Origin of the sequence: Streptomyces sp. NPDC008092 (assembly GCF_042957285.1) — a bacterium.
In the GTDB taxonomy this organism is placed as follows: domain Bacteria; phylum Actinomycetota; class Actinomycetes; order Streptomycetales; family Streptomycetaceae; genus Streptomyces.
In genome coordinates this window covers 1-20,612 of record NZ_JBIBHY010000019.1, presented here as the reverse complement: position 1 = coordinate 20,612, position 20,612 = coordinate 1, and the positions used below count along the sequence as shown (strand labels likewise).

Below are 20,612 nucleotides of genomic sequence, written 5' to 3'. Positions count from 1 at the left end.
CCACCCGGTCCGCCGTGCCCAGTATCGGGATCACGATAAACGGGCTGATTCGCTGGTTATGGCTCTTCCGTTGCTCTCGGAACGGAAGAGCCATTGGATTTGAGCATGGTCCCGGCGGCGGTCGGAGACGCTGGTCAATATCTTCGCGTAATTTGCGCGCCGCCGGACGCCTGTCCTGGAAAGATCTTGTCGGGCTTGGAGTGCGGATAGCTCGCCTGGTCAGTGTGAAGCCCGCTGGCATTTTGAAATCAGCCTCAGCGGTTCAGCCCTCCAGGGCCCTCTTAACGTTCTCCAGATACGTGCCGTGCGTGTCATTTTCGGGAGAGCGCACCGTCATCTCACGTGTGAATTCTGTCCCCCCGTCGACCTCGTCGAAGGAGTACACGATTTGGCAATGCACTCCGGGATCCCGGAGATTGGGGCACACGATCACCCACCGTGCACCCGGGATGGCCTCGGTGACCGTCCATTCCGCCTTGAAGGGTGCAGTCCCCTGGGAAGCGATTATCTCCGTCCAGCGAGCACCCTGCACCGCGGAGTGATCGGTGTTCTCCCCGTGTACCTCCGCCGTTACGGGATGAGTGCCCACCCAGTTGTCGGGTGTGGTCACGAGATCATAGGCAACCTGGGGCGGGCACTTCAGGTGGATTCGGTTGATGCGAGTAAGGGATCGCATGATGACTCCTCTCCTAGGGACTATGAGGCCGCAGGGCACCGCTGGTGCTTCTTTTGATGCACAAACGGATGTCGAACTGAATGTACGGACTTTAACCGGTGGTCAGTGGGGGATGTTGTGAGATCGGCTCAGGCCGCATGCACCGGCCGATGTGGGACTCGGGGGCTTCAGCTCATTGGCTGGCCTGCCGCGGCTGATAGACCGACTTCAGGTGGAGGTACGCCGACAGGCCCTCGGGACCGAGTTCGCGGCCGAGTCCGCTGGCCTTGTAGCCGCCAAAGGGCGAAGCGATGTCCAGGCTGTAGCCGTTGATGCCCACCGAGCCTGTCTGCAGCCAGCGGGCAACGGAGTTGGCACGGTCGACGTCAGCGGACCACACCGAGCCGGCGAGGCCGTACTCGCTGTCGTTCGCCAAGGCGATCGCCTCTTCCACGTCCTTGTAGGCGATGACCGAGAGGACAGGACCGAAGATCTCTTCCTGCGCGATGGGCATGCTGTTGAGTACGTCTCCGAAGACGGTCGGTTCGACGTACCAGCCCCGGTTCAGGTCGGCAGGGCGGCCGCCGCCGGTGGTCAGCCGGGCGCCCGAAGCGCGGCCTGACCGGATGTACCGCTCGATGCTCTCGCGCTGGCGGGCCGTCACGACAGGGCCGATCCGGGTTGCCGGGTCGAGCGGGTCACCCACTTTCAGCGAAGCCACCATCGAGGTGACAGCCTCCAGGGTCTCCGCGTACCGGTGCGCCGGGGCGAGGATACGAGTGGAGGCGTAGCAGGTCTGCCCATTGTTGGCCAGTGATGCCGACGCCAGTCCGGCTGCGGTGGTGGCCAGGTCCGCGTCGTCCAGAACGATGGCGGCGGACTTGCCGCCGAGTTCCAGCGTCACGGGCTTCAACAGGCGTCCGCAGATCTCGCCGATGCTGCGCCCGACGGGCGTGGATCCGGTGAAAGCGATCTTGTCGACTCCAGGGTGGGCAACCAGCGCCTGTGAGGCTGCCACGCTGCCGGGGACGATGTTGAGCACGCCCGGCGGCAGGCCGGCTTCCTCGGCGGCCGCCGCCAGCTCGTTCGCGTCGAGGGCGGTTTCCAGAGCGGGCTTGAGGACGACGGTGCAACCCGCGGCCAGCGCCGGGGCGATCTTCATCATGGCCAGCATCAGCGGGTAGTTCCACGGGACGATGGCGCCCACCACACCCACCGGCTCGCGTCGCACCTTGGTCACGCCCTTGGCGAGCGAGGGGCGGTCCTCCTCGAACTCCAGCTTCCGCACCAGACCCGCGTAGTAGGAGAGTGTTGCGGCGGGTGCGTAGACATTCGCGGGGACCGACAGGCTGATCGGCATGCCGTTCTCGCTGGAGACCAGTGGGCCGATCACGTCGGCACGGGAGATGAGAGCGGCCGCGAAGCGATCAAGGATGTCGGCACGGTCTGCCGCAGCCGTCTGGGACCAGCTGACGAATCCGCGGCGCGCGGCGGCCACCGCTACGTCGATGTCTTCCGGGCCGGCTACAGGTGTCTGACCGATCGGTTCCTCTGTTGCGGCTCCGACCACGGTGTTGACCTCGGTGGAAACCGGCGTTACCCAGAATCCTCCGATGAACAGCTTGGTGTGTACGTACTTCACGGCTTCTCCTACGGCGTTTACGGCATGGAGGGTTGGAATCCCGCAGGACGGGTCACTCGTCAGGTTGCGCGTGCTTCTGATACGCGGTGTGGCCCGGCAGGTTGTTCACGAGGCCGCGGTAGTACTGGCTGATCAGTTCACGCTCTTGCGCCGCGACTCCGGGGACGGTGGTTTGGGAGCGCCGGAGCTGGGCGTTGCCGACCGCGATGATCGGCAGTACGGGCATGGCCGTTGAAGGAGGGATGGCCAGCGCGTCTGCGAGCGCGTCCCCGTGATAGAGCCGTGCCACCCCGTACAGGATTGCCTGTGCCCCCGCTTCGGTGAGGAACGAGGTGGGCCGGCCCGAGAGCACGTGCACGGCGGCGGTGTACAGGGCCAGCACCAGGGCACGGCTGTTGTCATCGGGAGGCGCGACCGTGGAATCGAGCAGGTCCAGGAGGGGAGACGCGGTCGCGTGGTCCTTGATGTCGAGGAAGAAGCTCTCGTCCAGACCGAGCAGATGTGCGATGTACCACCAGTGCTGATAGAGGCCCTGTTGCTCCTCCTCCTTGAACACGAAGCCCACGCGCTCCAGGAAGAGGAAGGGCACGACGGTAAAGGCAAGCCACGTCCGGGCAGTGTCGACCTGGTTGATCGGCACGCCCCATTGCGCTGTGTCCCACCCGTGTTTGAGGGCTGTGGACCGGACTCGGGCGTGCAACAGCCGGACCTGAGCGGTTTGCACGTATCCGGGCGCACCGCGCAGCAGCCCGCCCGGGAGAATGGCATTCGCTCGCCACACACCGGTCTCCGACAGACGACGTGGCGCCATCTTGTCGAACTGTCCGGTCTGAACCAGGAGTTTGGCGATGCTCGGTGAGCTGTAGGTGTGAGTGAGCGAGCCACCGATGAACGCCAAGAGGTTCCAGTGCGGCGGAACCAGCAAGGAGACCGGGTCGCCGGCGACCAGGGACTCCTGACTCACCCAGTCAGGAACGGTTTCCAGTTGGCGCAGCAGGGCCGCGATGGCCGGCGGTGGATTGTCCAGGCTGTCCAAGCCGTCCGTCAGTCCTCGATTGAGGATGAGGCGACCGTCCTTGCCGAGGGCGTCCAATTCCGTGATCACTGCGTCAGCGAGCAGATCACCCACGTCGAGCATTCGGGCCATGGCGTCGGCCTTCTCGCCGTGCTTGGCCCGCGCCGCATCGAAATTGACGAGCCGCTGGGGAGGCTGCGGACAGTCCTGTGCCGTGGTCATGTTCTACCGTCCCGAGATCGTGAGTTTCAGCGCCTGGAGCGCCGCTCGGTGAGCTGTGACCGCGTGCACTCGACAACTGGCCGGTCACTGACGTGCACCACTGTGAGGCTACGCCCGGAGGGCCAAGTATGACAACAGTCGTTGTCTAATATCCCTGCAAGGTCGAAGTCTGGCGCGGGGTGGCCATCCGGATCGGGTCAGGGGCGCCAGGGCGGAATGGCCTGCTCTGGCGCGGAGAGCCGGGATCGGGATGGCGCAGGTATCAGCCGGGGGGATCGCGTCCGGACCCGGCTATGACCGCTGCGGGCACTTTGTACTTCGACCATGCCGTGATGTCGGAACGGGAGCCTTTGGGTGCCCCGGGCGGAGCGGTAGGGGGCTGATCACCCGGTCGCGACGGGGTGGAGCCGGTTACTCGGGCAGCTACCTGGTGCGGCGCTCTGTGCGGGAGCTCACGCCCTGCACGGCGCGGAACACGCCGAGAATGTGCCGGACCATACGTTCCTTCGGCACTCGCAGCTGGCCGTTCACCCATCGCATGATGAGTTCCCCTTGGGAACCGACCAGCGCCGTGGTGTTGAGAGCGTGATCTACGGCGTCCACCTCGCCGCCGTCGGGGTCGGTCGCGAGCAGTTCGGTGAACAGCGCGACGGCACGGTTGCGCCCGGGCCTGGGGTGTGTGCCCGGTGGAAACTCGATCTTGGCCTCGACGAACTGGATCCGGCCGCGTCGAGGGTCTTCGCTGAAGAAATCCAGATACGCGCGGATCATCGCTTTGACCGGGTCGGCCTTGGCGGTGTCGGCCTGGCGGCGGGCTTCTTCCATGCGGGCGAAGCCCGCCGCGGACACCTGTTCCACGACGGCGGCGATAAGGCTTTCCCTGCTGTCGAAGCTCTCGTAGAAGTACCGCTCGGTGAGTCCGGCCCTCCGGCACGCGCTGCGCACTCCCAGCTCACCCGCACCCTGTGTGCCGAGGATCTCGAAGCCTGCGTCGAGCAACTTCGCCCGGCGCAGCTCGCGGCGCTGATCGGCGGTGAGGCCCTTCCACTTGCTGCCGGATGCGCCTGTGGGTTCGGGGGTGTCGGTCATGGTGAACAGTTTGTCATCTGGACGCCTTTCGGAGATCTCCGTACGGGCGGTGCCGGCGCCGCCCTGGCGAAGTATGGAACCAAGGTTGACATCAATCGTTGTCAACTGTCTCATGGTAAGGGCAAGCCTTGCGAGTGTCTGGGCCGCTCCCCACGTTCTGGGTGTCACGCACGCCGGTGCCGGACGGTCCGACGGTGAGCCGCCCCCGGCTCGGGCCACCGACCACGACCGGGGCTGGTGATGGAGCAGACGCATCCGGCTTTCCCGGATCGCTCATCAACCTACGGAGAAGCCCATGCAACCAATCCAGGACGTCATTCGCTCCCGGCCGGCGATCGGGGGATGGTTCAGCGGGACCGGTGCCGTCGGCGCGGAGCTCATGGGGAGGGCAGGGTTCGACTTCGTCGTGGTGGACGTTCAGCACGGGGCGGTCACCTGGGACACCTTGCTGCCCGCGGTCCAAGCGCTACAGCTCGGCGGCGTGCCCGCTGTGGCACGCGTCGGCTGGCCCGACCCCGCCCAGGTGATGCGTGCGTTGGACGTGGGCGCGAAAGGGGTGATCGTACCCATGGTCGAGACGGCCGACCAGGCGCGGCTGGTGGCCGATGCCATGCGTTACCCCCCGGCCGGCGTGCGGTCCTACGGGCCGGTGCGCAGCGTGTACGGGCTGTCGGCCCAGGCCGACCAGGATGTGCTGTGTCTCCCCATGATCGAGACGGCCGAGGGGCTGGCGAATGTCGCCGAGATCGCAGCCACCCCGGGGGTGGACGGACTGTTCGTCGGTCCCGTGGATCTCTCACTCGCGCTGGGTCTCGACCGATCGGACCTGACCGGTAACGCCAAGCTCAACGAGGCCATGGACGCGATCATCGCTGCGGCCGACCGGCACGGTCGTTTCGTGGGAACGCTCGGGTTCGGTGAGGCCCACGCCCGGGACCTCATCCGACGAGGTGTTCGGCTCATCACCCTGGGCAATGACCTCGGCTATCTCAGAGCAGGCATTGCTCGCGACGCGGCCGTCGCTCAGTTGCTCACCAAGGATTCCAATGCCGAGTGAAGGCGGGAGTGCATTTATGACCATGCCCAAGAAGGTGCTGTTCCCCTCCTTTTCCGCCAGCGCCCGGGTGGATGCCGTGTTCACCGACGCCGGCTTCGAGGTGATGACCGGAATCGACGCGGACGAGATGGGCTTCGGGCGGTCTGCCCCGTCCAGGGCCGGCATCCGTCGGGCGGCTGTCGAGCGGGCCATGCACGAAAAGCTGCCCGCGGCCCACGCCCTTCAGGCAGTAGGCGTCGGTGGCCATCTGCCGGTCACCGCGGAGGTACTGGACCGCGCGCCACTGCTTGAGGTGGTGTTCATCGGGGCTGCGGGATTTGACAAGATCGATGTAGCAGCGGCCACCGACCGCGGCATCGCCGTCGTCAACGGGCCCGGAGGCAACGCCGCGGGCGTGGCAGAGCACGCCCTCGGTCTCATGCTGACGCTGACCCGCCGGATCGCCCACACGGATCGATACGCACACCGCGAACTGAGGGAGCTGTCGCGCTCCGAGGTCTTGGCCACCAAACCCGGGCTGGGTGTCCTGTACGGCAAGACGGTGGGGCTGGTGGGCTTCGGATTCATCGGCCGGCATCTGGCCCAGCGCTGTCAGGCGATGGGCATGGATGTCCTCGCGTACGACCCGTACTTCGACTCCATCGAGGCCGAACGCCTGGGCGTTCGTCTGGTGAGCGACCTCGACGTGGTACTTCGCACGGCTGACTTCGTTTCGATACACACGCCGCTCACGTCGGCGACGCGCAAGCTGATCAGCACACGCGAGCTGGAGTTGATGAAGCCGACCGCCTACCTGATCAACACGTCCCGCGGCGCCACCGTCGACACCGACGCCCTGGTGAAGGCCCTGAAGGAGCAGTCCATCGCCGGCGCGGGCCTCGATGTGGCCGAGCCGGAACCACTGCCCGATGGACACCCCTTGTTCAGCCTGCCCAGTGTCGTGCTGACCCCGCACATCGGGGGTGTGTCCCCCGAACTCATCGAGGCTTCGGCGCTGACCGCGGCCAGGCTGGCCGTGGAGATTCTGCATGGCCGACGCCCCCCGCACCTGGTCAATCCGGAGGTGTGGCCGGAGCACATCAAGCGCTTCGGCTCCGCCGAATCGTCTTCCGGCACCGACCGGACCTGAGGCATCACACCCCAAAGGACCTGCACTATGCCAACCGTCGACAAGCCGTCCTTCAGCTACGATCCGTACTCGCCGGAGGCGATGTCCGACCCGCTTCCCTTCTACAGGATTCTGCGCGACCGCCACCCGGTCTACTGGCTCGAGGAATACGACGCCTGGGCCATATCGCGCTTCGAGGACGTGTACTCGGTGCTGGCCGACCCCGACGGCCACTTCGTCGCCACCAACCACACGGTGATAGGCCGCTCAGGTCTGGCCTCTTTGGAACGCGGTGCGATTCGCCGGCCCAGCCTCGACCCTCTGGAGTCCTTCAACCGGCTGGACGACCCCCAGTACGGCGAGGTCCGCCAGGCGATGGGCGCGCCCTTCAGACCACGGGCCGCATCGCGTCTGGAGCCGTTCGTACGCGAACAGGCCCGGCAGCTGTTGGACGAGCTCGCACCACGCCGCAGCTTCGACGTGGTGGCGGAGTACGGCGGCCAGGTTGCCGCGCGGACCATGTGCTGGCTCTTCGGACTTCCCCTGGAGCGGGCGGCGGAGCTGCTGCAGGCCGTGAACGGCATGGCCCACATGGACTCGGTGACGGGGAACTTCACCGAGGACAGGCTTCACTTCGCCGAGCGCTGGATGGCTGTCGCGCACGAGGCGGTCGAACGGCGCCGAGCGGCCGGCGCCGACGGCTCTGTCCCCGCCATCGACGGTCTGATTCATCACGAATTCGACGGCCGGCGGCTCAGCGACTCCGAGCTGGCACCGCAAGTGGGGCTCGTCCTGGTCGGCGGCTCGGAGACGCTTCCCAAGGTGGTGGGGCATGGGCTGCTGGAACTCCAGCGCCACCCTGTCCAACGCGAAGAGGTAGGCGCTGACCCTGACCGCCTCAAGACCGCCCTCGAGGAGATGATCCGCTTCTGTGCCCCGGCTCAGTTCTTCCTGCGAACCGTGCGCAAGCCGATCGAGATCGGCGGCAAGCAGCTCAGGCCGGGCCAGCGGGTCCTGCCGCTCAATATGTCCGCCAACCGGGACGAGCGCGAATTCGAGGCGCCCGACGAGTTCCGCTGGAACCGGGTGATGGAACGTCATCTCTCCTTCGGCCAGGGAATGAAGTTCTGCCTGGGCACTCACGTCGCACGGCTGGAGGGCCGGGTGCTTCTCGAGGAGCTCATCCGGCGCATACCGCGCTACGCCATTGACGAGGCCACGGCGCAGCGCCCGCCTTCCAGCTTCCAGTGGGGCTACGACCACCTGACGCTCCACACCGACACAAAGGACTGAGAACAGTGAGCATCGACATGAAAGTCAACTGGAACCTCTGTGAGGGCAACGGTGTGTGCGCGGCAGAGGCCCCCGAGGTGTTCGATCTCGATGACGACGACAACCTGCTGATCCTGGACGAGCACCCCGACGACACGCTGCGCACGAAGGTCGAGGCGGCTGCCAGCGCCTGCCCCAAGCGCGCGATCTCTCTGAGTTGACCTCGGTAAGGAGAAGCAGGATGACTGCGGTAGAGACCGTGCGGGGGCCGGTCGCCGCCGGCGATCTGGGCAGGACGTTGGCCCACGAGCATGTCTTCAACGTCGACGCCGAACTTCAGCGGGACTTCCCGGACTTGAGCTGGCAGGGCTCCAGGGCTCAGGCGATCGCCTATGTGGCCGGCAAGCTCACGGAGATCAAGGCCCGCGGTATCGACACACTCATCGACGCCTCGGCCATCGGCCACAGCCGCGACGTACGCGCCTTGGCGGAGGCCAATGCGGAGGCCGACATCAACATCGTGGTCTCCACCGGGCTGTACACCCATGACGCACTGCCGTGGTTCTACCGTTCCCGGCCGCCCGAGCGGGGCGCCGACGGGAAGCTCAAGGACGTCATGGTCGACATGTTCGTCCGCGACATCACTCTGGGGGTGCAGGGCACGGACATCAAAGCCGCGCTCATCAAGTGCGTCACCGACAAGGAAGGCGTCACCGCCAACGTCGATCGGATCCTGCGTGCCACGGCCCGAGCGCATCGCGAGACGGGCGCGCCGATCACCACCCACAGCGACTGCGAGACCCGTAACGGCCTGAACCAGCAGCGGATCTTCGCCGAAGAGGGTGTGAAACTGGACCGGGTCGTCATCGGACATGCGGGGGACAGCGACGACTTCGACTACTTGCAACGCCTCTTGGACGCCGGCTCCTTCATCGGTTGCGACCGGTTCGGCTTCTACATGCCCGGCCGGCCGACGATGGAGCAGCGCATCGACACCGTGGTGCAGTTGTGTCAACGCGGTTATGCCGGGCAGATCCTGCTGGCGCATGACGCCAGCATCTACACTGACTGGTTTCCCGTCCTGCCCCAAGTCTGGCCGGTGCTCCCCGCGCAGTGGACCCAGACCCACATCCCCGACGAGGTGCTGCCGGCGATTAGGCAGCGAGGCATTTCCGACGCCCAGATCCACCAGATGCTGGTCGACAACCCCCGCCGGCTCCTGGAAAACAACGAGGCGTACTGACATGGCCGCTCCACTCAGCAACATCGTCGTCGTCGGCGCCTCACTCGCGGGGCTGCACGCCGCCCGAGCCCTGCGCGACGAAGGGTACGACGGCCGCCTCACGGTGATAGGTGATGAACCTCAACTGCCTTACGACCGCCCCCCGTTGTCCAAGCAGCTACTGACCGGGGCCTGGTCGGCGGATCAAGTCAGCTTCGACATCGAGACGGACGCCTTGAGCGCAGAGTGGCTCACCGGGAATGCCGCCGTCGCTTTGGACACACGAAGTCGTCGTGTCCGACTCGCTGACGGCCACGTCCATCCGTACGACGGCTTGGTCATCGCCACCGGCGCGCACCCGCGGCGGTTGTCGGCTCTCGACATGCCCGGTGTCCACGTGGTGCGCACCCTTGCCGACAGCATGTCCCTGGCTGCCGACATCGCCGCCCGCCCTTCGCGTGTCGCCGTTGTCGGCGGAGGGTTCATCGGCGCGGAAGTGGCCGCGTCGTGTCGCGCCGTAGGCATCCCCGTCACCCTGATCGAAGCCGCGCCGGTGCTCTTGGGCCGAGTGGTAGGTCCCCGCATGGGCGAGGTGATCACCGCCCTGCATCGGGACCACGGCGTTGACGTCCGTCTCGGTGTCTCGGTTGCCGCCCCACTGGGCACCACTCGTATCAGCGGCCTTGAGCTGAGCGACGGCAGCGTGGTCCACGCGGATGTGGTGGTCGTGGCCATCGGTGTGACCCCCGCAACGGGATGGCTGGCAGGCTCGGGCCTCACGATCGACGATGGCGTCCTGTGCGACGAGACCTGCCTGGCTGCGCCGGGCATTGTCGCTGCCGGAGACATCGCCCGGTGGCCCAACCTGCTGTTCGGCGAGACCAGACGTGTCGAGCACTGGGACAACGCGATCCGGCAGGCCCGGCACGCGGCCTGCCGGCTCCTGGCCGGCGACAGCGAGGCCGGCCGCGTTCCCTACCAGCCGGTGCCCTGGTTCTGGTCCGATCAGTACGACCGCAAGCTACAGCTCGTGGGCTCGACAGTGGGCCACGATGAGGTACGGGTCGTCGAGGGCGACCCAAGTGACGGCCGGTTCGTGGCCCTCTACCGTCGGGACGGCAAGGTCACCGCGGCGCTCGGCGTCAACCGAGCCCGAAGCATTCAGCGTTATCGAGGTCTCATCCTCAGCGGATTGCGCTGGGCTGACGCCGTGTCCGACAGCGAGCGGTACGCATCGTGAGGTTGCAGGCCATGGGGTGGCGCGCGCGTCTTGCGGTGCCCGCTCCGGCCGGCGGCCGGTGTCCACGGTGACAATCGTCCTGCACCGACGTGATCACTGGAGCCGTGCAACCTGCGCGAGAGTGGGCACTCAACCTACCCGGACTCCAAAGACACCAGCAGCACTTGCCACAGAGGGTCCGTCAGCGAGCTGACGGACCCTCTGTGGGCGACCAAGGTCAGTCGGTAGCTGTCTTCCGGGTGAGGACTTCCATAGAGGCGACACCCCACTCGACGAGACTCATGACCGACTGCGCCCAACGGTTCTCATCGGCCGTCCCGTCAGGATTTTTCGATGAGAGGGACGTCGAGCAGGGCCTTGCGATGACTGAATGTGGCGAGGGAGTAGGAGCCGTGGTAGCTGCCCATGCCGCTCGCCCCGACCCCACCGAACGGCAGTTCGCCGACACGTACGTGGGCGATCGGCAGGCCGAAGTTGAGGGCACCGGAGGTCGTCTCCTCGGCCAGGCGGTTACGGGTGGCTTCGCGATCGGCGAATCCGTAGAGCACCAGTGGCTTACTGTTCTTGTTGATGAAAGCGATTGCCTCATCCAGGCCAGCGACCTGGATGATCGGAAGGATCGGTCCGAAGATCTCCTCCTGCATGACGGGATCGCCCGGGCCCACGTCTGCCAGGACGGTGGGGGCGATGTACAGGTCCTCGCGGTCGGTCTCTCCGCCGACCACGGTCCGGCCCGATTCGAGCAGCGCTGCCACGCGGTCGAAGTGGCGCTCGTTGATGATGCGCCCGTACGCCGGGGAGCTTGCAGGATCGGGTCCGTACAGCTCTGTCACTGCCTGTGCCAACGCGGGCTCCAGAGCCCGGGCGGTGGCCGGATCCGTGAGCACGTAGTCGGGGGCTATGCAGATCTGCCCGGCGTTGGCGAACTTACCCGCGGCCAGCCGCTTGGCAACGACGGTCAGGTCGACGTCGGTGTCGATGAACACCGGCGATTTGCCGCCCAGTTCCAGTGTGACCGGGGTCAGGTGCTCGGCGGCGGCCCGCATCACGATGCGCCCGACCGTACCGTTGCCCGTATAGAAGATGTGGTCGAAGTTCTGTTCGAGCAAGGCGGTGGTTTCGGAGACACCTCCCTCGACCAGGGCAAGGACGTCTGCGTCGAAGTGGGCCGGTATGAGCTCTGCGAGCAGGGTCGAGGTGGCGGGTGCGATCTCACTCGGCTTGGCGACCACGGTGTTGCCGGCCGCCAGGGCGCCGGCCACCGGCACGAGGAGCAGTTGCACCGGATAGTTCCACGGCGCGATCACCAGCACTGTGCCGAGCGGGTCGTACTTGACTGCTGCGCTCGAGCCCGGGGGAAGGAAGTCGAGTCCTTCGGCGGCCAGCGGCCGCGGCTGGAGCCACCGACCGAGGTTCTCGGCGAGATGGTCGATCTCGTGGGTGACGAAGTCGACCTCCGCGTGGAAGGTGTCCAAGGGGGCCCTGTGCAGGTCCGCGTAGACGGCCTTGATGATGGCGTCCCGGTTGTCGTACACCATGGACCTCAGCCTCATCAGCTGTTCGATCCGCCATGCGAGCGACCTTGTGACACCGGAGTTCACCGTGGCGCGCAGCCCTTCGAGCAACGCCGCGAAATTGGGCGGAGTGTTCATGATCAACCTCATTGTTGTATTCATGTTCGATCTTGGAGGGTCAGGAGTCCGCGAACCGCCGAACTCTCGTATCGCCTTGTGATCGGCGGAGCGCGGATTCCGGGAGTGAGAGGCGGCTACCAGTTCACGGCGAGGTACTGGGTCTCGAGGAACTCGGCCATGCCGTGGTGGCCTCCCTCCCGGCCGATGCCGCTCTGCTTCGTCCCACCGAACGGCGCGGCGGGATCGGAGACCACACCGGTGTTGACGCCGACCATTCCGGTGTCCAGTGCCTCCGCGACCCGCAGCGCGTGCGCCAGATCGGCGCTGAAGACGTACGAGGCCAGGCCCATGTCCGTCTCGTTGGCCATCCGGATCACTTCGTCGTCGTCCCGGAAGGCGATGACGGGTGCTACCGGCGCGAAGAGCTCGTCCTGGAGGATGGCGGCGTCGGGCTTGACTCCGCTGAGCACACTCGGCGCGATGAAATGCCCTTGCCCGGGGTGCTCGCTCTGGTTGGTGAGCAGAGCCGCGCCGTCGTCGACGGCGGCGTGAACGCGTTGCATGGTGGCGTCGACGGCGGCCGCACTGATCAGCGGGCCCAGTTGGGAACCTTCTTCCAGCCCATGCCCGATCTTCAGGGCCGACATCTCCTCCGCCAGGCGGACGGCGAACTGCTCCGCGAGGTCCTCGTGAACGAAGAACCGGTTGGCGGCCGTGCAGGCCTGAGAGCTGTGCCGGAGTTTGGCAGCCAGCGCTCCGCGGACCGCAGCTTCGAGGTCGGCGTCCCGCAGGACTATGAACGGCGCGTTGCCGCCCAACTCCATGGAGCAGTTGATGACCCGGGCGGCAGCCTGGGCCAGCAGGGCGCTGCCCACTCGTGTGGAACCCGTGAACGACAGCATCCTGACCGGTCCACGTTCCAGCAGGTCCCCGACCACGGGGATGTCCCGTGTGGTGGGTACGACGTTCACTACGCCGGCCGGGGCTCCGGCCTCGGCGATCAGCTCGGCCAGCCGCAGGGCGACGAGCGGGGTCTGGAAGGAAGGCTTGACCACCACAGTGCAACCGGCCGCCAAGGCAGGAGCCACCTTGCGCGTGACCATGGCCGCCGGCAGGTTCCAGGGCGTGATCAGCAGGCTGACACCGACCGGTTTCGAGATGGTCAGGATACGCCGCTCGCCCCCGGGGGAACGGGTGAGTTCGCCCGGCGCACGCACGGCCTCCTCGCTGTACCACCGGAAGAACTCCGCGGCGTAGGCGACTTCTCCGCGGGCGTCGGCCAGCGGCTTGCCGTTCTCGCAGACAATCAACCGGGCAAGCTCTTCCTGATGGTCCATCATGGCTTCGAAGGCCAGGCGCAGCACCTCGGCCCGCTCACGCGGAGACGTGGCCGTCCAGCCCGGTAGCGCGTCGGCCGCGGCGTCGGCTGCGGTGCGGGCGTCGGCGACATCCGCGTCGGCCACTTCGGCTATGACGGCTTCGGTGGCCGGGTCGGTGACGGCGAAGCGGGCGCCGCCGGCTGCGGAACGCCACTCTCCGCCGATGTACAGGTCGGTAGGTCCGACGTAGCTCATCGTGTCCTCACAGCGTCGAGTAGTGCTCGCCGAGGAACTGACCGTGCAGCCCGTACGGGATCGCGGTGTCCAGCTGTGCGCGGGCGACCTCCGTGAGGTCCTTCGCGTTGAGGACCAGGAGGAAGGAGCTGCGCACGGTGGTGTCCAGAACCAGGCAGAGGATCACGCCGTCGTCCTCCGCCACAGCGTCGGGCGCGGGCACGAACACGGGCTCGCCGGGGAAGCATCCGTCCTGGAACCAGGTGTGCGTGACCTGGGTCTCCACATCGGCCTTCACGACCTGGTTGTAGGCCACCTCAGGCAGATCCTGGCGCATGCCGGCGGAGTAGACATACCGGTACGGCTTGGTGTTGAACCTGCGGTAGTCATAGGTCGGCAGTTCCATCTGAGCGCTGGACAAGACATGGTAATCGGCGTTCGTGCCTGACCCCAGCGGCAGGACGTAGCGACGCAACTGCCCGAGCGAGAGGGGAGAGCCGCTGCGTCGCCGATCGAGGTAGAAGTCGCTGATGTGCTCTGCGGTGTCGTAGGCCGCGACGTCCATGACGATCGCGTCGCCGGTCTCGTAGGCGTTGGCGTGGTGCACCACGAAGAAGCCGGGCGTCTCGAACTGCTTCTTCAGCGCTCCGTCGGAGCGGTCGATCACATAGATCTTCGTGGAGTCGGTGGGGTCCCATCGGAAGGCGGCAGCGAGCCTTTCCCTGGGATGCTCGGCCAGGGTCTGCAGGTCCAGCCGCAGCGGGTATTCCATCACGATCACGTGACGGTCGGTGATGGAGAAGTGGTGACGGTATCCGGGGTTGCCGACCTGAACCGGCAGCGTGGAGAGCACCCTCTTCACGCCGGAGGAGTCCGTGGCGACGACCTGGTAGGCCGGCTTCTCACCGAAGACGGTGTGCACGTTGTACCGCGTCTTGCGGTCGAAGTCGCTGTGGGGGTGAGGTGTCGAGGTGTGGAACCCGGGCCACGCGCCTTGCGTCGGCATGTGGTCGATCTCACCGAGGGCTCGCAGCGTTGCAGGGTCGAATGCCATCGCCATCGGTGTCTCGGACAGCGCGACGATCGCTTCGCCGATCTTGGTGATGTTGATGTTGGCATTGATGGAGTGCGGCACGAACTCGGTCTTCTCACCGGCAAGCAGGTCGGCGCACGGATCCATGGCGAAGGCCCGCCACGTGAGCCTCTCGTTCTTCTGGACGGCCTCGTACGCCGGGGTTTCGAGGAAACGGGCGCGGTAGGAGACGTGGCCGTTCTGGAACTCGAACCGCTGGAGCAGTGCCAGCCCGTCCCACCAGTGGTTCAGCTGTTGTCGACCGAGATCCCACTTGGCCGGGCCAGTACGCAACAGCGTTCCGGAGAGCCATTCGGGCAGGGCGCCCGTCACCGGTACGTCGGGCCTGTCGACTTCTTGCGCCGACAGGTCCTCCCATCCGAGTGCTCCACGCAGGCTGCCCAGGTGCTTGCCCGCGCCTCCCCGGTAGATGCCTTGTCGGACGAGATGGTCAAGAGATGGAAGCCGGTCGAGGTTGTCAGGCGTGATGCCGTCTGAGCTGGGCATGGAACGAACCTTTCGTAGATCCTGGAGCTATAGTTATGTGACGCTGTTCTATAAGTCAAGGCTGACGGCCATGAGGTGGCAGGTGGGGGAGGATGGGCCGCATGAGTGATTCGCCTGCTGCGCGTGTGCGCCGGTCCCGGACTCCCAGCGTCGACGTCCGCCGAGAGCTGCTGGCTGCGGCCGAGGTCGTGCTGGTGCGAGACGGGCCTGGTGCTTTGACGGTGCGCGCGGTGGCGGCCGAGGCGGGAATCGCCCCGATGGGGGTGTACAACCATCTGGGGGGTAAGGACGGCCTGATAGAGGCCCTACTGGTCAAGGGTTTCGATCGTTTGCGTGCCGCGGTCGAGCCCGGAGACGAGGCCGATTTCGCCGACCGGCTGATGAATGCGCAGCTCCGTTATCGCGCATTCGCGCTTGCGAATCCGCACTTTTACGCGATCATGTTCGAGAATGCGGTCGTGCATGAGCATTCGTCGCCGGCGTTCGCGCAGCACGCGGTGGCGGCGTTCGCCGCGCTGGTTCGCAACGTCGAATTGGCCGCCGCGGCGGGGGTGATCGTGGTGCATGATCCCCGGGTAGCTGCGCAGCAGATCTGGAGCGCGGTGCACGGCGCTGTCACGCTCGAACTGAAGGGACTTGTCCAGGTTCGGGATCCGGCCGCCGTTTTCCAGGCTATGGTCTCCACGATGCTGCGCGGACTGGCGGCACCGGACGCTCGCCGTTGAGATTGGGGCTTTGAGGTTTGTTCGGAGTGGGAGTCCGTCGACCGTCGTCCTGACTTTGCGAGCGGATTAGGCGGGCGGCGACCTTCCCGCCTGAAAGGGCGGTGCACTGGCGGTCGACCGTTACCAGTGCGGTTCCGGACCGGACCACGGCCCCGCGTACCATACGGCCTCTGGCCATGGATGTGGTGGCCTTCTGGGAGCAGGTCGTCATTTTGGGGCGCTCCTTGCACGGACGACGTTCAAATCGCGCTGCATCGATCGCTCAGTGAGCGCTTTGCGGCGGTCGCGCCCTGGAGTCGCTGGGAAAACCGCTGCCACCGGGGCTGGTCGTCCTGTGAATATTAGGCAGAGGCTCAACCATCTCCGCCCTTAAAAATCCGAAAGGCGCACAGGGCGAGTTCTCTCTGGCTGGACCCGTCGGAGCGTAAAAGGAAACGACCTTGATTGCCAGAAGGGAGGGCAGCCTATGAAGCTTCCATTTGCTCGGCATCCGCTAGATGACACAGTGTCTCGTAGTCTCGATTGCGCTTTTCTCCTTGTTGTTTCTGCCCGGGGGGCAGGTACCGCAGCCGACGTTCAGAACCTCACGCTCTGCAGAGGTCCCGCCGATGTACGTCACGTGACGGATTCGCTGGTGGCAGCTGCCGCCTAGCTTTCTTCGCGTGGCCGCGACGGTCGGGCACGCTGAAGGAGAAGCCATGAGTACGCGATCGCGGAACGCTGTCCTCGTCCACGGAGGCTTCGTGGACGGATCCGGCTGGCGGGGGGTCTACGACGTCCTCCAGCGGGACGGGTACAACGTCAGCATTGTCCAGAACCCGACGCTGTCGCTGGAGGGGGACGTCGCCGCGACACGAACGGTCATCGACGCGCAGGACGGTCCGGTCGTTCTGGTGGGGCACTCCTACGGCGGCGCCGTGATTTCCGAGGCCGGCAACCACCCGAAGGTCGCGGCGCTCGTCTACATCGCCGCGTTCGCGCCCGACAAGGGCGAGTCGGTCAGCTCGCTCATCGCCGACCCTGCGCCGGGTGACCCGGTGCCGCCGATCCTGCCGCCCAAGGACGGTTTCCTGTTCCTGGACCGTGAGAAGTTCGCGGACTCCTTCGCCGGTGATGTGTCCGCCGAGCTGGCGGCGTTCATGGCCGACTCGCAGGTCCCGTGGGGTGTCGACGCGCTCAACGGTGCCGTGTCGGAGCCGGCGTGGCGGGTGAAGCCGAGCTGGTACCTCGTCGCCACCGACGACCGTATGATCCCGCCGCCGGCGCAACGTGCGATGTCGGAGCGGGCGGGCTCGCAGGTCGTCGAGGTGCCCGGCAGCCACTCCGTGTACGTGTCGTCGCCCGATGCGGTGGCCTCTGTGATCAAGCAGGCCGCGGGGCACTGACCGCACCGTCGGACAAGACGGCCGGGATCCGGGCGGCCCCCGTGATCCCGGTCTGGGGGTACCTGCTGGCGCCGCCCCGGCGTAGGGTACGGACGTCGTCAAGGAGACGTGCATGGACGGTACCGGTCATCCTCCGGCGGGGTCGGGCGGGCGGCTGATCGGGCGGGAGCACGATGTCGATCTGCTGCGGAGGTTCGTCGACGAGGCCGGGGACTCGGGCGGCGCACTCCTGTTGTCCGGGGACCCGGGTGTCGGCAAGACCGTCCTGCTGGACGCCGCGGCCGCGCACGCCCGGGACGCGGGTATGCGCGTCGTACGCGCCGCCGGCGTGGAGTTCGAGAGCACGGTCGGTTTCGCGGGGCTGCATCAGGTCCTGCATCCGCTGCTCGCGGGGCTGGAGCGGTTGCCCGGCCCGTATCGCGGTGCGCTGAGCGTCGCCCTGGGACTGGACCAGGGGGTGCCGTCCGATCAGTTGCTGGTGTCGAACGCTGTGCTGACGCTGTTTGTGCAGGCCGCCGAGGAACGCCCGATGCTGGTGGTCGTGGACGATCTGCCGTGGCTGGACCGGGCCAGTGCCGTGGTGCTGGGTATCGTCGCCCGTCGTCTCACCGGCAGCCGGGTCGGCCTTCTCGGCGCGTACCGGGCGGAGGAAGGCACGTTCTTCGAGCGCGGTGGGGTGCCCCATCACCCTGTACGGCCCCTGGACGCGACCGCGGCGGCAGTGCTGATCCAGGACCGTTTTCCGGCCCTGGCGCCCCGGGTGCGGGAGCGTCTGCTGGCCGAGGCGCAGGGAAATCCGCTGGCCCTGCTGGAGCTGCCCATCGCACTGCGTGACACCCAAGGCATCACGGCCGGTGTGCCTGAGGTGCTGCCGCTGAGCCGTCGGCTCCAGGCGGTGTTCGCGTCCCGGGTGGAGACCCTGCCCGCCGCGACCCGGTCACTGCTCCTGTACGCGGCCCTGGACGGCACCGGTGACCTGCGTGTCCTGACGTCGGCCGGGGTCGGGGCGGCCGCAGTGGAGGATCTGGCGCACGCCGAGCGGGCGGGACTGGTCCATGTGGACGACGGCACCGGCCGACTGGCCTTCCGCCATCCCCTGACCCGCTCCGCAGTCGTGGAACTGTCGACCAGCGGCCAACGCCGCGAGGTACACCGTGCGCTGGCCGAGTTCTGGGCGGAGCGGCCGGAGCGGCGGGCATGGCACCTCGCCCAGGCCACGGTCGAGCCCAGCGAGGATGTCGCGCGGTTGCTGGAGCAGGTGGCGCGGGACACCGTACGGCGTGGTGACGCGGGCGGTGCCGTCGCCGCCCTGCTGCGCGCCGCGGAGTTGAGTCCGCGCGGGTACGACCGCAGCCGGCGGATCGCCGAGGCGGCGTATCTCGGTGCGAATCTGACCGGCGACCTGCGCGATGTGCCGAGGCTGCTGGAGGAGGCCCGCAAGGCCGACGGAGGACGGGCGGGGCCGCTGGTCGCCGCCGTCGCGGCGGCACATCACATCCTCCTGAGCGGCGAGGGCGACCTCGGCACCGCGCACAGGCTGCTCGTCGGCGCGATCGAGATGCAGCACCAGCCGTACGACGCAACCGACATTGCCATGCTGGAGGCGCTGCACAATCTCGCCTGGGTGTGCCAAGCGAGTGAGCGGGCCGAACTGTGGGAACCGCTGCACCGGGCGCTGGAGCTGCTGAAACCCGAGGTCCCGGACCTGCTGGCGCTAAACCCCACCGCCGTGGCTGATCCGGCCCGGACGCCGCTGCCCGCGCTCCGCACACTCGACGACCTGGTCGCCTCGCTCGATCAGGAAACGGACCCGGTCCGGGTCCTTCGGATCGCTGTGGCGTCCGTATACGTCGACCGGCTGCCTGGGTGCCGGACAGCGCTGCGGAGGCTGCTCCGGGAGGGCCGGGACAGCGGTACGGTCACCGTGGAGATCCTGGGACGGGTTTTCCTGGGCAGGGACTGTTTCGCGGCAGGGGCGTGGGACGAACTCGAGACCCAGGCCGACCGGGGCCGTCGGCTGGGTGACACCCACAATTATCGGCTGATGTCGGCGGCGTTCCTGTACCAGCAGGCGCTGGTAGCGGCCGCGCGTGGCAACGAGGCGGCTGTCATGACTCTGACGGACGAGATCGTCCTGTGGGCGAGACCGCGCGGGGTGGGTTTCCATCTGTCGTGCGCCTCGCACGCGCGGGCGCTCGCGGCGCTCGGCCGGGGCCGGTTCGAAGACGCGTATCGGCACGCGTGTGCTGTCAGCCCAGCGGGCGAGCTGGCATCGCACGTGCCCACCGCGCTGCTCCTCATCATGGACCTCGTCGAGGCCGCGGTGAGAACGGGCCGTGACGCTGACGCGGCGGCTCATGTCAGAGCGGCCCAGGACGCCGGTGTCGCCGCGATCTCGCCACGGCTCGCCATGATCGTGAAGGCGTCGGCGGCACTTGTCGCCAACGACGAGAGCGCAGTCGGGCTGTTCGAGGAGGCACTCGCCGTGCCCGGCACCGACGGCTGGCCGTTCGAGCTGGCCCGGGTGCAGCTCGCCTACGGCGAACAACTGCGGCGGGCGAAGTCCACTACGGAGGCACGCGCCCGTCTCGGAGCCGCGCTCGACACCTTCGAGAGCCTCGGCGCCTGCCCCTGGGCGGCCCGGGCGGGCAACGAGCTGCGGGCCACCGGGCTGTCCGTCGGGACTGCCGGTGTCACCGGGCTGGCGTCGCTCACCCCGCAGCAGCGCGAGATCGCCATGCTCGCGGCAGCGGGCCTCACCAACAAACAGATCGGCGAACGACTCTTCCTCTCCCCGCGCACTGTCTCCACTCATCTGCACCGGCTCTTTCCCAAGCTGGGTGTGGCTTCACGAGCCGCGCTGCGCGACGCGTTGGCGGACGACAACGGCGCCTGATCACCAACGCTCCCGTGCGCACCGACCCGAAAGCCGATCCCCGGCAGGGAATCGTCGGTCTGCCTTGGGCATCGCAGGTTCTGGTTCGAAGCGACCGATCCGGCGAGGAGGTGCGCATGTTCAAGATCGAGGTACAGCAGCTGATCACTAACGACCCCGACCGTGCGCGCACCTCGCTACCGATCTCGGGTCGGTGATCTACAAACCGTGGCCTTGCCTACGGCGGCGGCCGGAAGATTTCAAGTCCAGTGAGACGGTCGTGACGCTATGAGGTTTGTGCTGCGGGTTCACGGCGCTTGGCCGGGTCGTTGATCCACG

At 66.9% G+C, this 20,612-nt stretch carries 17 protein-coding genes; 10 read left to right on the top strand and 7 right to left on the bottom strand.

Translation table 11 applies throughout. From position 1 onward, the window contains the following. Positions 1–262: 262 nt before the first annotated feature. From ACFZB3_RS42910 to ACFZB3_RS42895, 4 genes are all read right to left on the bottom strand, one after another. Positions 263–676: an SRPBCC family protein gene (locus tag ACFZB3_RS42910; protein WP_391387373.1), complete on the bottom strand. Its 414-nt coding sequence runs from the start codon at positions 674–676 to the stop codon at positions 263–265. A 172-nt stretch (positions 677–848) separates the two neighbouring features. Beyond that, a complete protein-coding gene (locus ACFZB3_RS42905) occupies positions 849–2,297 on the bottom strand; it encodes an aldehyde dehydrogenase family protein (protein WP_391387369.1) in 1,449 nt (482 codons plus the stop codon). A gap of 52 nt (positions 2,298–2,349) precedes the next feature. Beyond that, the gene (locus tag ACFZB3_RS42900) at positions 2,350–3,534 is read right to left on the bottom strand and encodes an oxygenase MpaB family protein (RefSeq protein WP_391387366.1); all 1,185 of its coding nucleotides are present in this window, start codon (positions 3,532–3,534) and stop codon (positions 2,350–2,352) included. Between the two features lie 423 nt (positions 3,535–3,957). Next, positions 3,958–4,623, bottom strand: a complete 666-nt coding sequence (locus ACFZB3_RS42895) for a TetR family transcriptional regulator (RefSeq protein ID WP_391387363.1) — start codon at positions 4,621–4,623, stop codon at positions 3,958–3,960. A 295-nt stretch (positions 4,624–4,918) separates the two neighbouring features. Here ACFZB3_RS42895 and ACFZB3_RS42890 point away from each other — a divergent pair, with 295 nt between their 5' ends. From ACFZB3_RS42890 to ACFZB3_RS42865, 6 genes are read left to right on the top strand one after another with little or no spacing between them, the layout of a single operon-like run. Beyond that, complete coding sequence (locus tag ACFZB3_RS42890) at positions 4,919–5,680, top strand: aldolase/citrate lyase family protein (RefSeq protein ID WP_391387361.1); 762 nt, start codon at positions 4,919–4,921, stop codon at positions 5,678–5,680. Between the two features lie 16 nt (positions 5,681–5,696). After that, positions 5,697–6,809, top strand: a complete 1,113-nt coding sequence (locus ACFZB3_RS42885; RefSeq protein ID WP_391387358.1) for an NAD(P)-dependent oxidoreductase — start codon at positions 5,697–5,699, stop codon at positions 6,807–6,809. A 27-nt stretch (positions 6,810–6,836) separates the two neighbouring features. After that, a complete protein-coding gene (locus tag ACFZB3_RS42880; protein WP_391387354.1) occupies positions 6,837–8,081 on the top strand; it encodes a cytochrome P450 in 1,245 nt (414 codons plus the stop codon). Positions 8,082–8,086: 5 nt separating this feature from the next. After that, positions 8,087–8,281: a ferredoxin gene (locus ACFZB3_RS42875; RefSeq protein ID WP_391387351.1), complete on the top strand. Its 195-nt coding sequence runs from the start codon at positions 8,087–8,089 to the stop codon at positions 8,279–8,281. Between the two features lie 20 nt (positions 8,282–8,301). Continuing rightward, positions 8,302–9,303, top strand: a complete 1,002-nt coding sequence (locus tag ACFZB3_RS42870) for a phosphotriesterase (RefSeq protein ID WP_391387348.1) — start codon at positions 8,302–8,304, stop codon at positions 9,301–9,303. Between the two features lies 1 nt (position 9,304). After that, positions 9,305–10,522: an FAD-dependent oxidoreductase gene (locus tag ACFZB3_RS42865; protein ID WP_391387345.1), complete on the top strand. Its 1,218-nt coding sequence runs from the start codon at positions 9,305–9,307 to the stop codon at positions 10,520–10,522. A gap of 320 nt (positions 10,523–10,842) precedes the next feature. Here ACFZB3_RS42865 and ACFZB3_RS42860 read toward each other — a convergent pair whose 3' ends face one another. From ACFZB3_RS42860 to ACFZB3_RS42850, 3 genes are all read right to left on the bottom strand, one after another. Next, positions 10,843–12,174 carry an aldehyde dehydrogenase family protein gene (locus ACFZB3_RS42860; protein ID WP_391387342.1) on the bottom strand — a complete coding sequence of 444 codons (1,332 nt, stop codon included), beginning with the start codon at positions 12,172–12,174 and terminating at the stop codon, positions 10,843–10,845. A 116-nt stretch (positions 12,175–12,290) separates the two neighbouring features. Then, positions 12,291–13,730 (bottom strand): aldehyde dehydrogenase family protein, encoded by a 1,440-nt coding sequence (locus ACFZB3_RS42855; protein WP_391387339.1) that lies wholly within the window; start codon positions 13,728–13,730, stop codon positions 12,291–12,293. 7 nt (positions 13,731–13,737) lie between these two features. Beyond that, complete coding sequence (locus tag ACFZB3_RS42850; protein ID WP_391387337.1) at positions 13,738–15,288, bottom strand: carotenoid oxygenase family protein; 1,551 nt, start codon at positions 15,286–15,288, stop codon at positions 13,738–13,740. Positions 15,289–15,389: 101 nt separating this feature from the next. Between ACFZB3_RS42850 and ACFZB3_RS42845 the strand changes: the two genes are divergently transcribed. The 4 genes from ACFZB3_RS42845 to ACFZB3_RS42830 all read left to right on the top strand — a co-directional run bounded on the left by ACFZB3_RS42845 (position 15,390) and on the right by ACFZB3_RS42830 (position 20,491). Next, positions 15,390–16,013 (top strand): WHG domain-containing protein, encoded by a 624-nt coding sequence (locus ACFZB3_RS42845; protein WP_391387334.1) that lies wholly within the window; start codon positions 15,390–15,392, stop codon positions 16,011–16,013. A gap of 698 nt (positions 16,014–16,711) precedes the next feature. After that, positions 16,712–17,398: an alpha/beta fold hydrolase gene (locus tag ACFZB3_RS42840; protein WP_391387331.1), complete on the top strand. Its 687-nt coding sequence runs from the start codon at positions 16,712–16,714 to the stop codon at positions 17,396–17,398. A 112-nt stretch (positions 17,399–17,510) separates the two neighbouring features. Next, the gene (locus ACFZB3_RS42835; protein WP_391387329.1) at positions 17,511–20,294 is read left to right on the top strand and encodes an AAA family ATPase; all 2,784 of its coding nucleotides are present in this window, start codon (positions 17,511–17,513) and stop codon (positions 20,292–20,294) included. Between the two features lie 14 nt (positions 20,295–20,308). Then, positions 20,309–20,491, top strand: coding sequence for a hypothetical protein (locus ACFZB3_RS42830; protein ID WP_391387326.1), 183 nt, complete (start codon positions 20,309–20,311; stop codon positions 20,489–20,491). The last annotated feature ends 121 nt before the right edge of the window (positions 20,492–20,612 follow it).

Coding starts and splice junctions, on each gene's coding strand:
- ACFZB3_RS42895 (WP_391387363.1), bottom strand. CDS start 4,623: ATGACCGACACCCCCGAACCCACAGGCGCATCCGGCAGCAAGTGGAAG.
- ACFZB3_RS42900 (WP_391387366.1), bottom strand. CDS start 3,534: ATGACCACGGCACAGGACTGTCCGCAGCCTCCCCAGCGGCTCGTCAAT.
- ACFZB3_RS42880 (WP_391387354.1), top strand. CDS start 6,837: ATGCCAACCGTCGACAAGCCGTCCTTCAGCTACGATCCGTACTCGCCG.
- ACFZB3_RS42840 (WP_391387331.1), top strand. CDS start 16,712: ATGAGTACGCGATCGCGGAACGCTGTCCTCGTCCACGGAGGCTTCGTG.
- ACFZB3_RS42910 (WP_391387373.1), bottom strand. CDS start 676: ATGCGATCCCTTACTCGCATCAACCGAATCCACCTGAAGTGCCCGCCC.
- ACFZB3_RS42885 (WP_391387358.1), top strand. CDS start 5,697: ATGACCATGCCCAAGAAGGTGCTGTTCCCCTCCTTTTCCGCCAGCGCC.
- ACFZB3_RS42845 (WP_391387334.1), top strand. CDS start 15,390: ATGAGTGATTCGCCTGCTGCGCGTGTGCGCCGGTCCCGGACTCCCAGC.
- ACFZB3_RS42835 (WP_391387329.1), top strand. CDS start 17,511: ATGGACGGTACCGGTCATCCTCCGGCGGGGTCGGGCGGGCGGCTGATC.
- ACFZB3_RS42850 (WP_391387337.1), bottom strand. CDS start 15,288: ATGCCCAGCTCAGACGGCATCACGCCTGACAACCTCGACCGGCTTCCA.
- ACFZB3_RS42865 (WP_391387345.1), top strand. CDS start 9,305: ATGGCCGCTCCACTCAGCAACATCGTCGTCGTCGGCGCCTCACTCGCG.
- ACFZB3_RS42855 (WP_391387339.1), bottom strand. CDS start 13,730: ATGAGCTACGTCGGACCTACCGACCTGTACATCGGCGGAGAGTGGCGT.
- ACFZB3_RS42890 (WP_391387361.1), top strand. CDS start 4,919: ATGCAACCAATCCAGGACGTCATTCGCTCCCGGCCGGCGATCGGGGGA.
- ACFZB3_RS42870 (WP_391387348.1), top strand. CDS start 8,302: ATGACTGCGGTAGAGACCGTGCGGGGGCCGGTCGCCGCCGGCGATCTG.
- ACFZB3_RS42860 (WP_391387342.1), bottom strand. CDS start 12,174: ATGAACACTCCGCCCAATTTCGCGGCGTTGCTCGAAGGGCTGCGCGCC.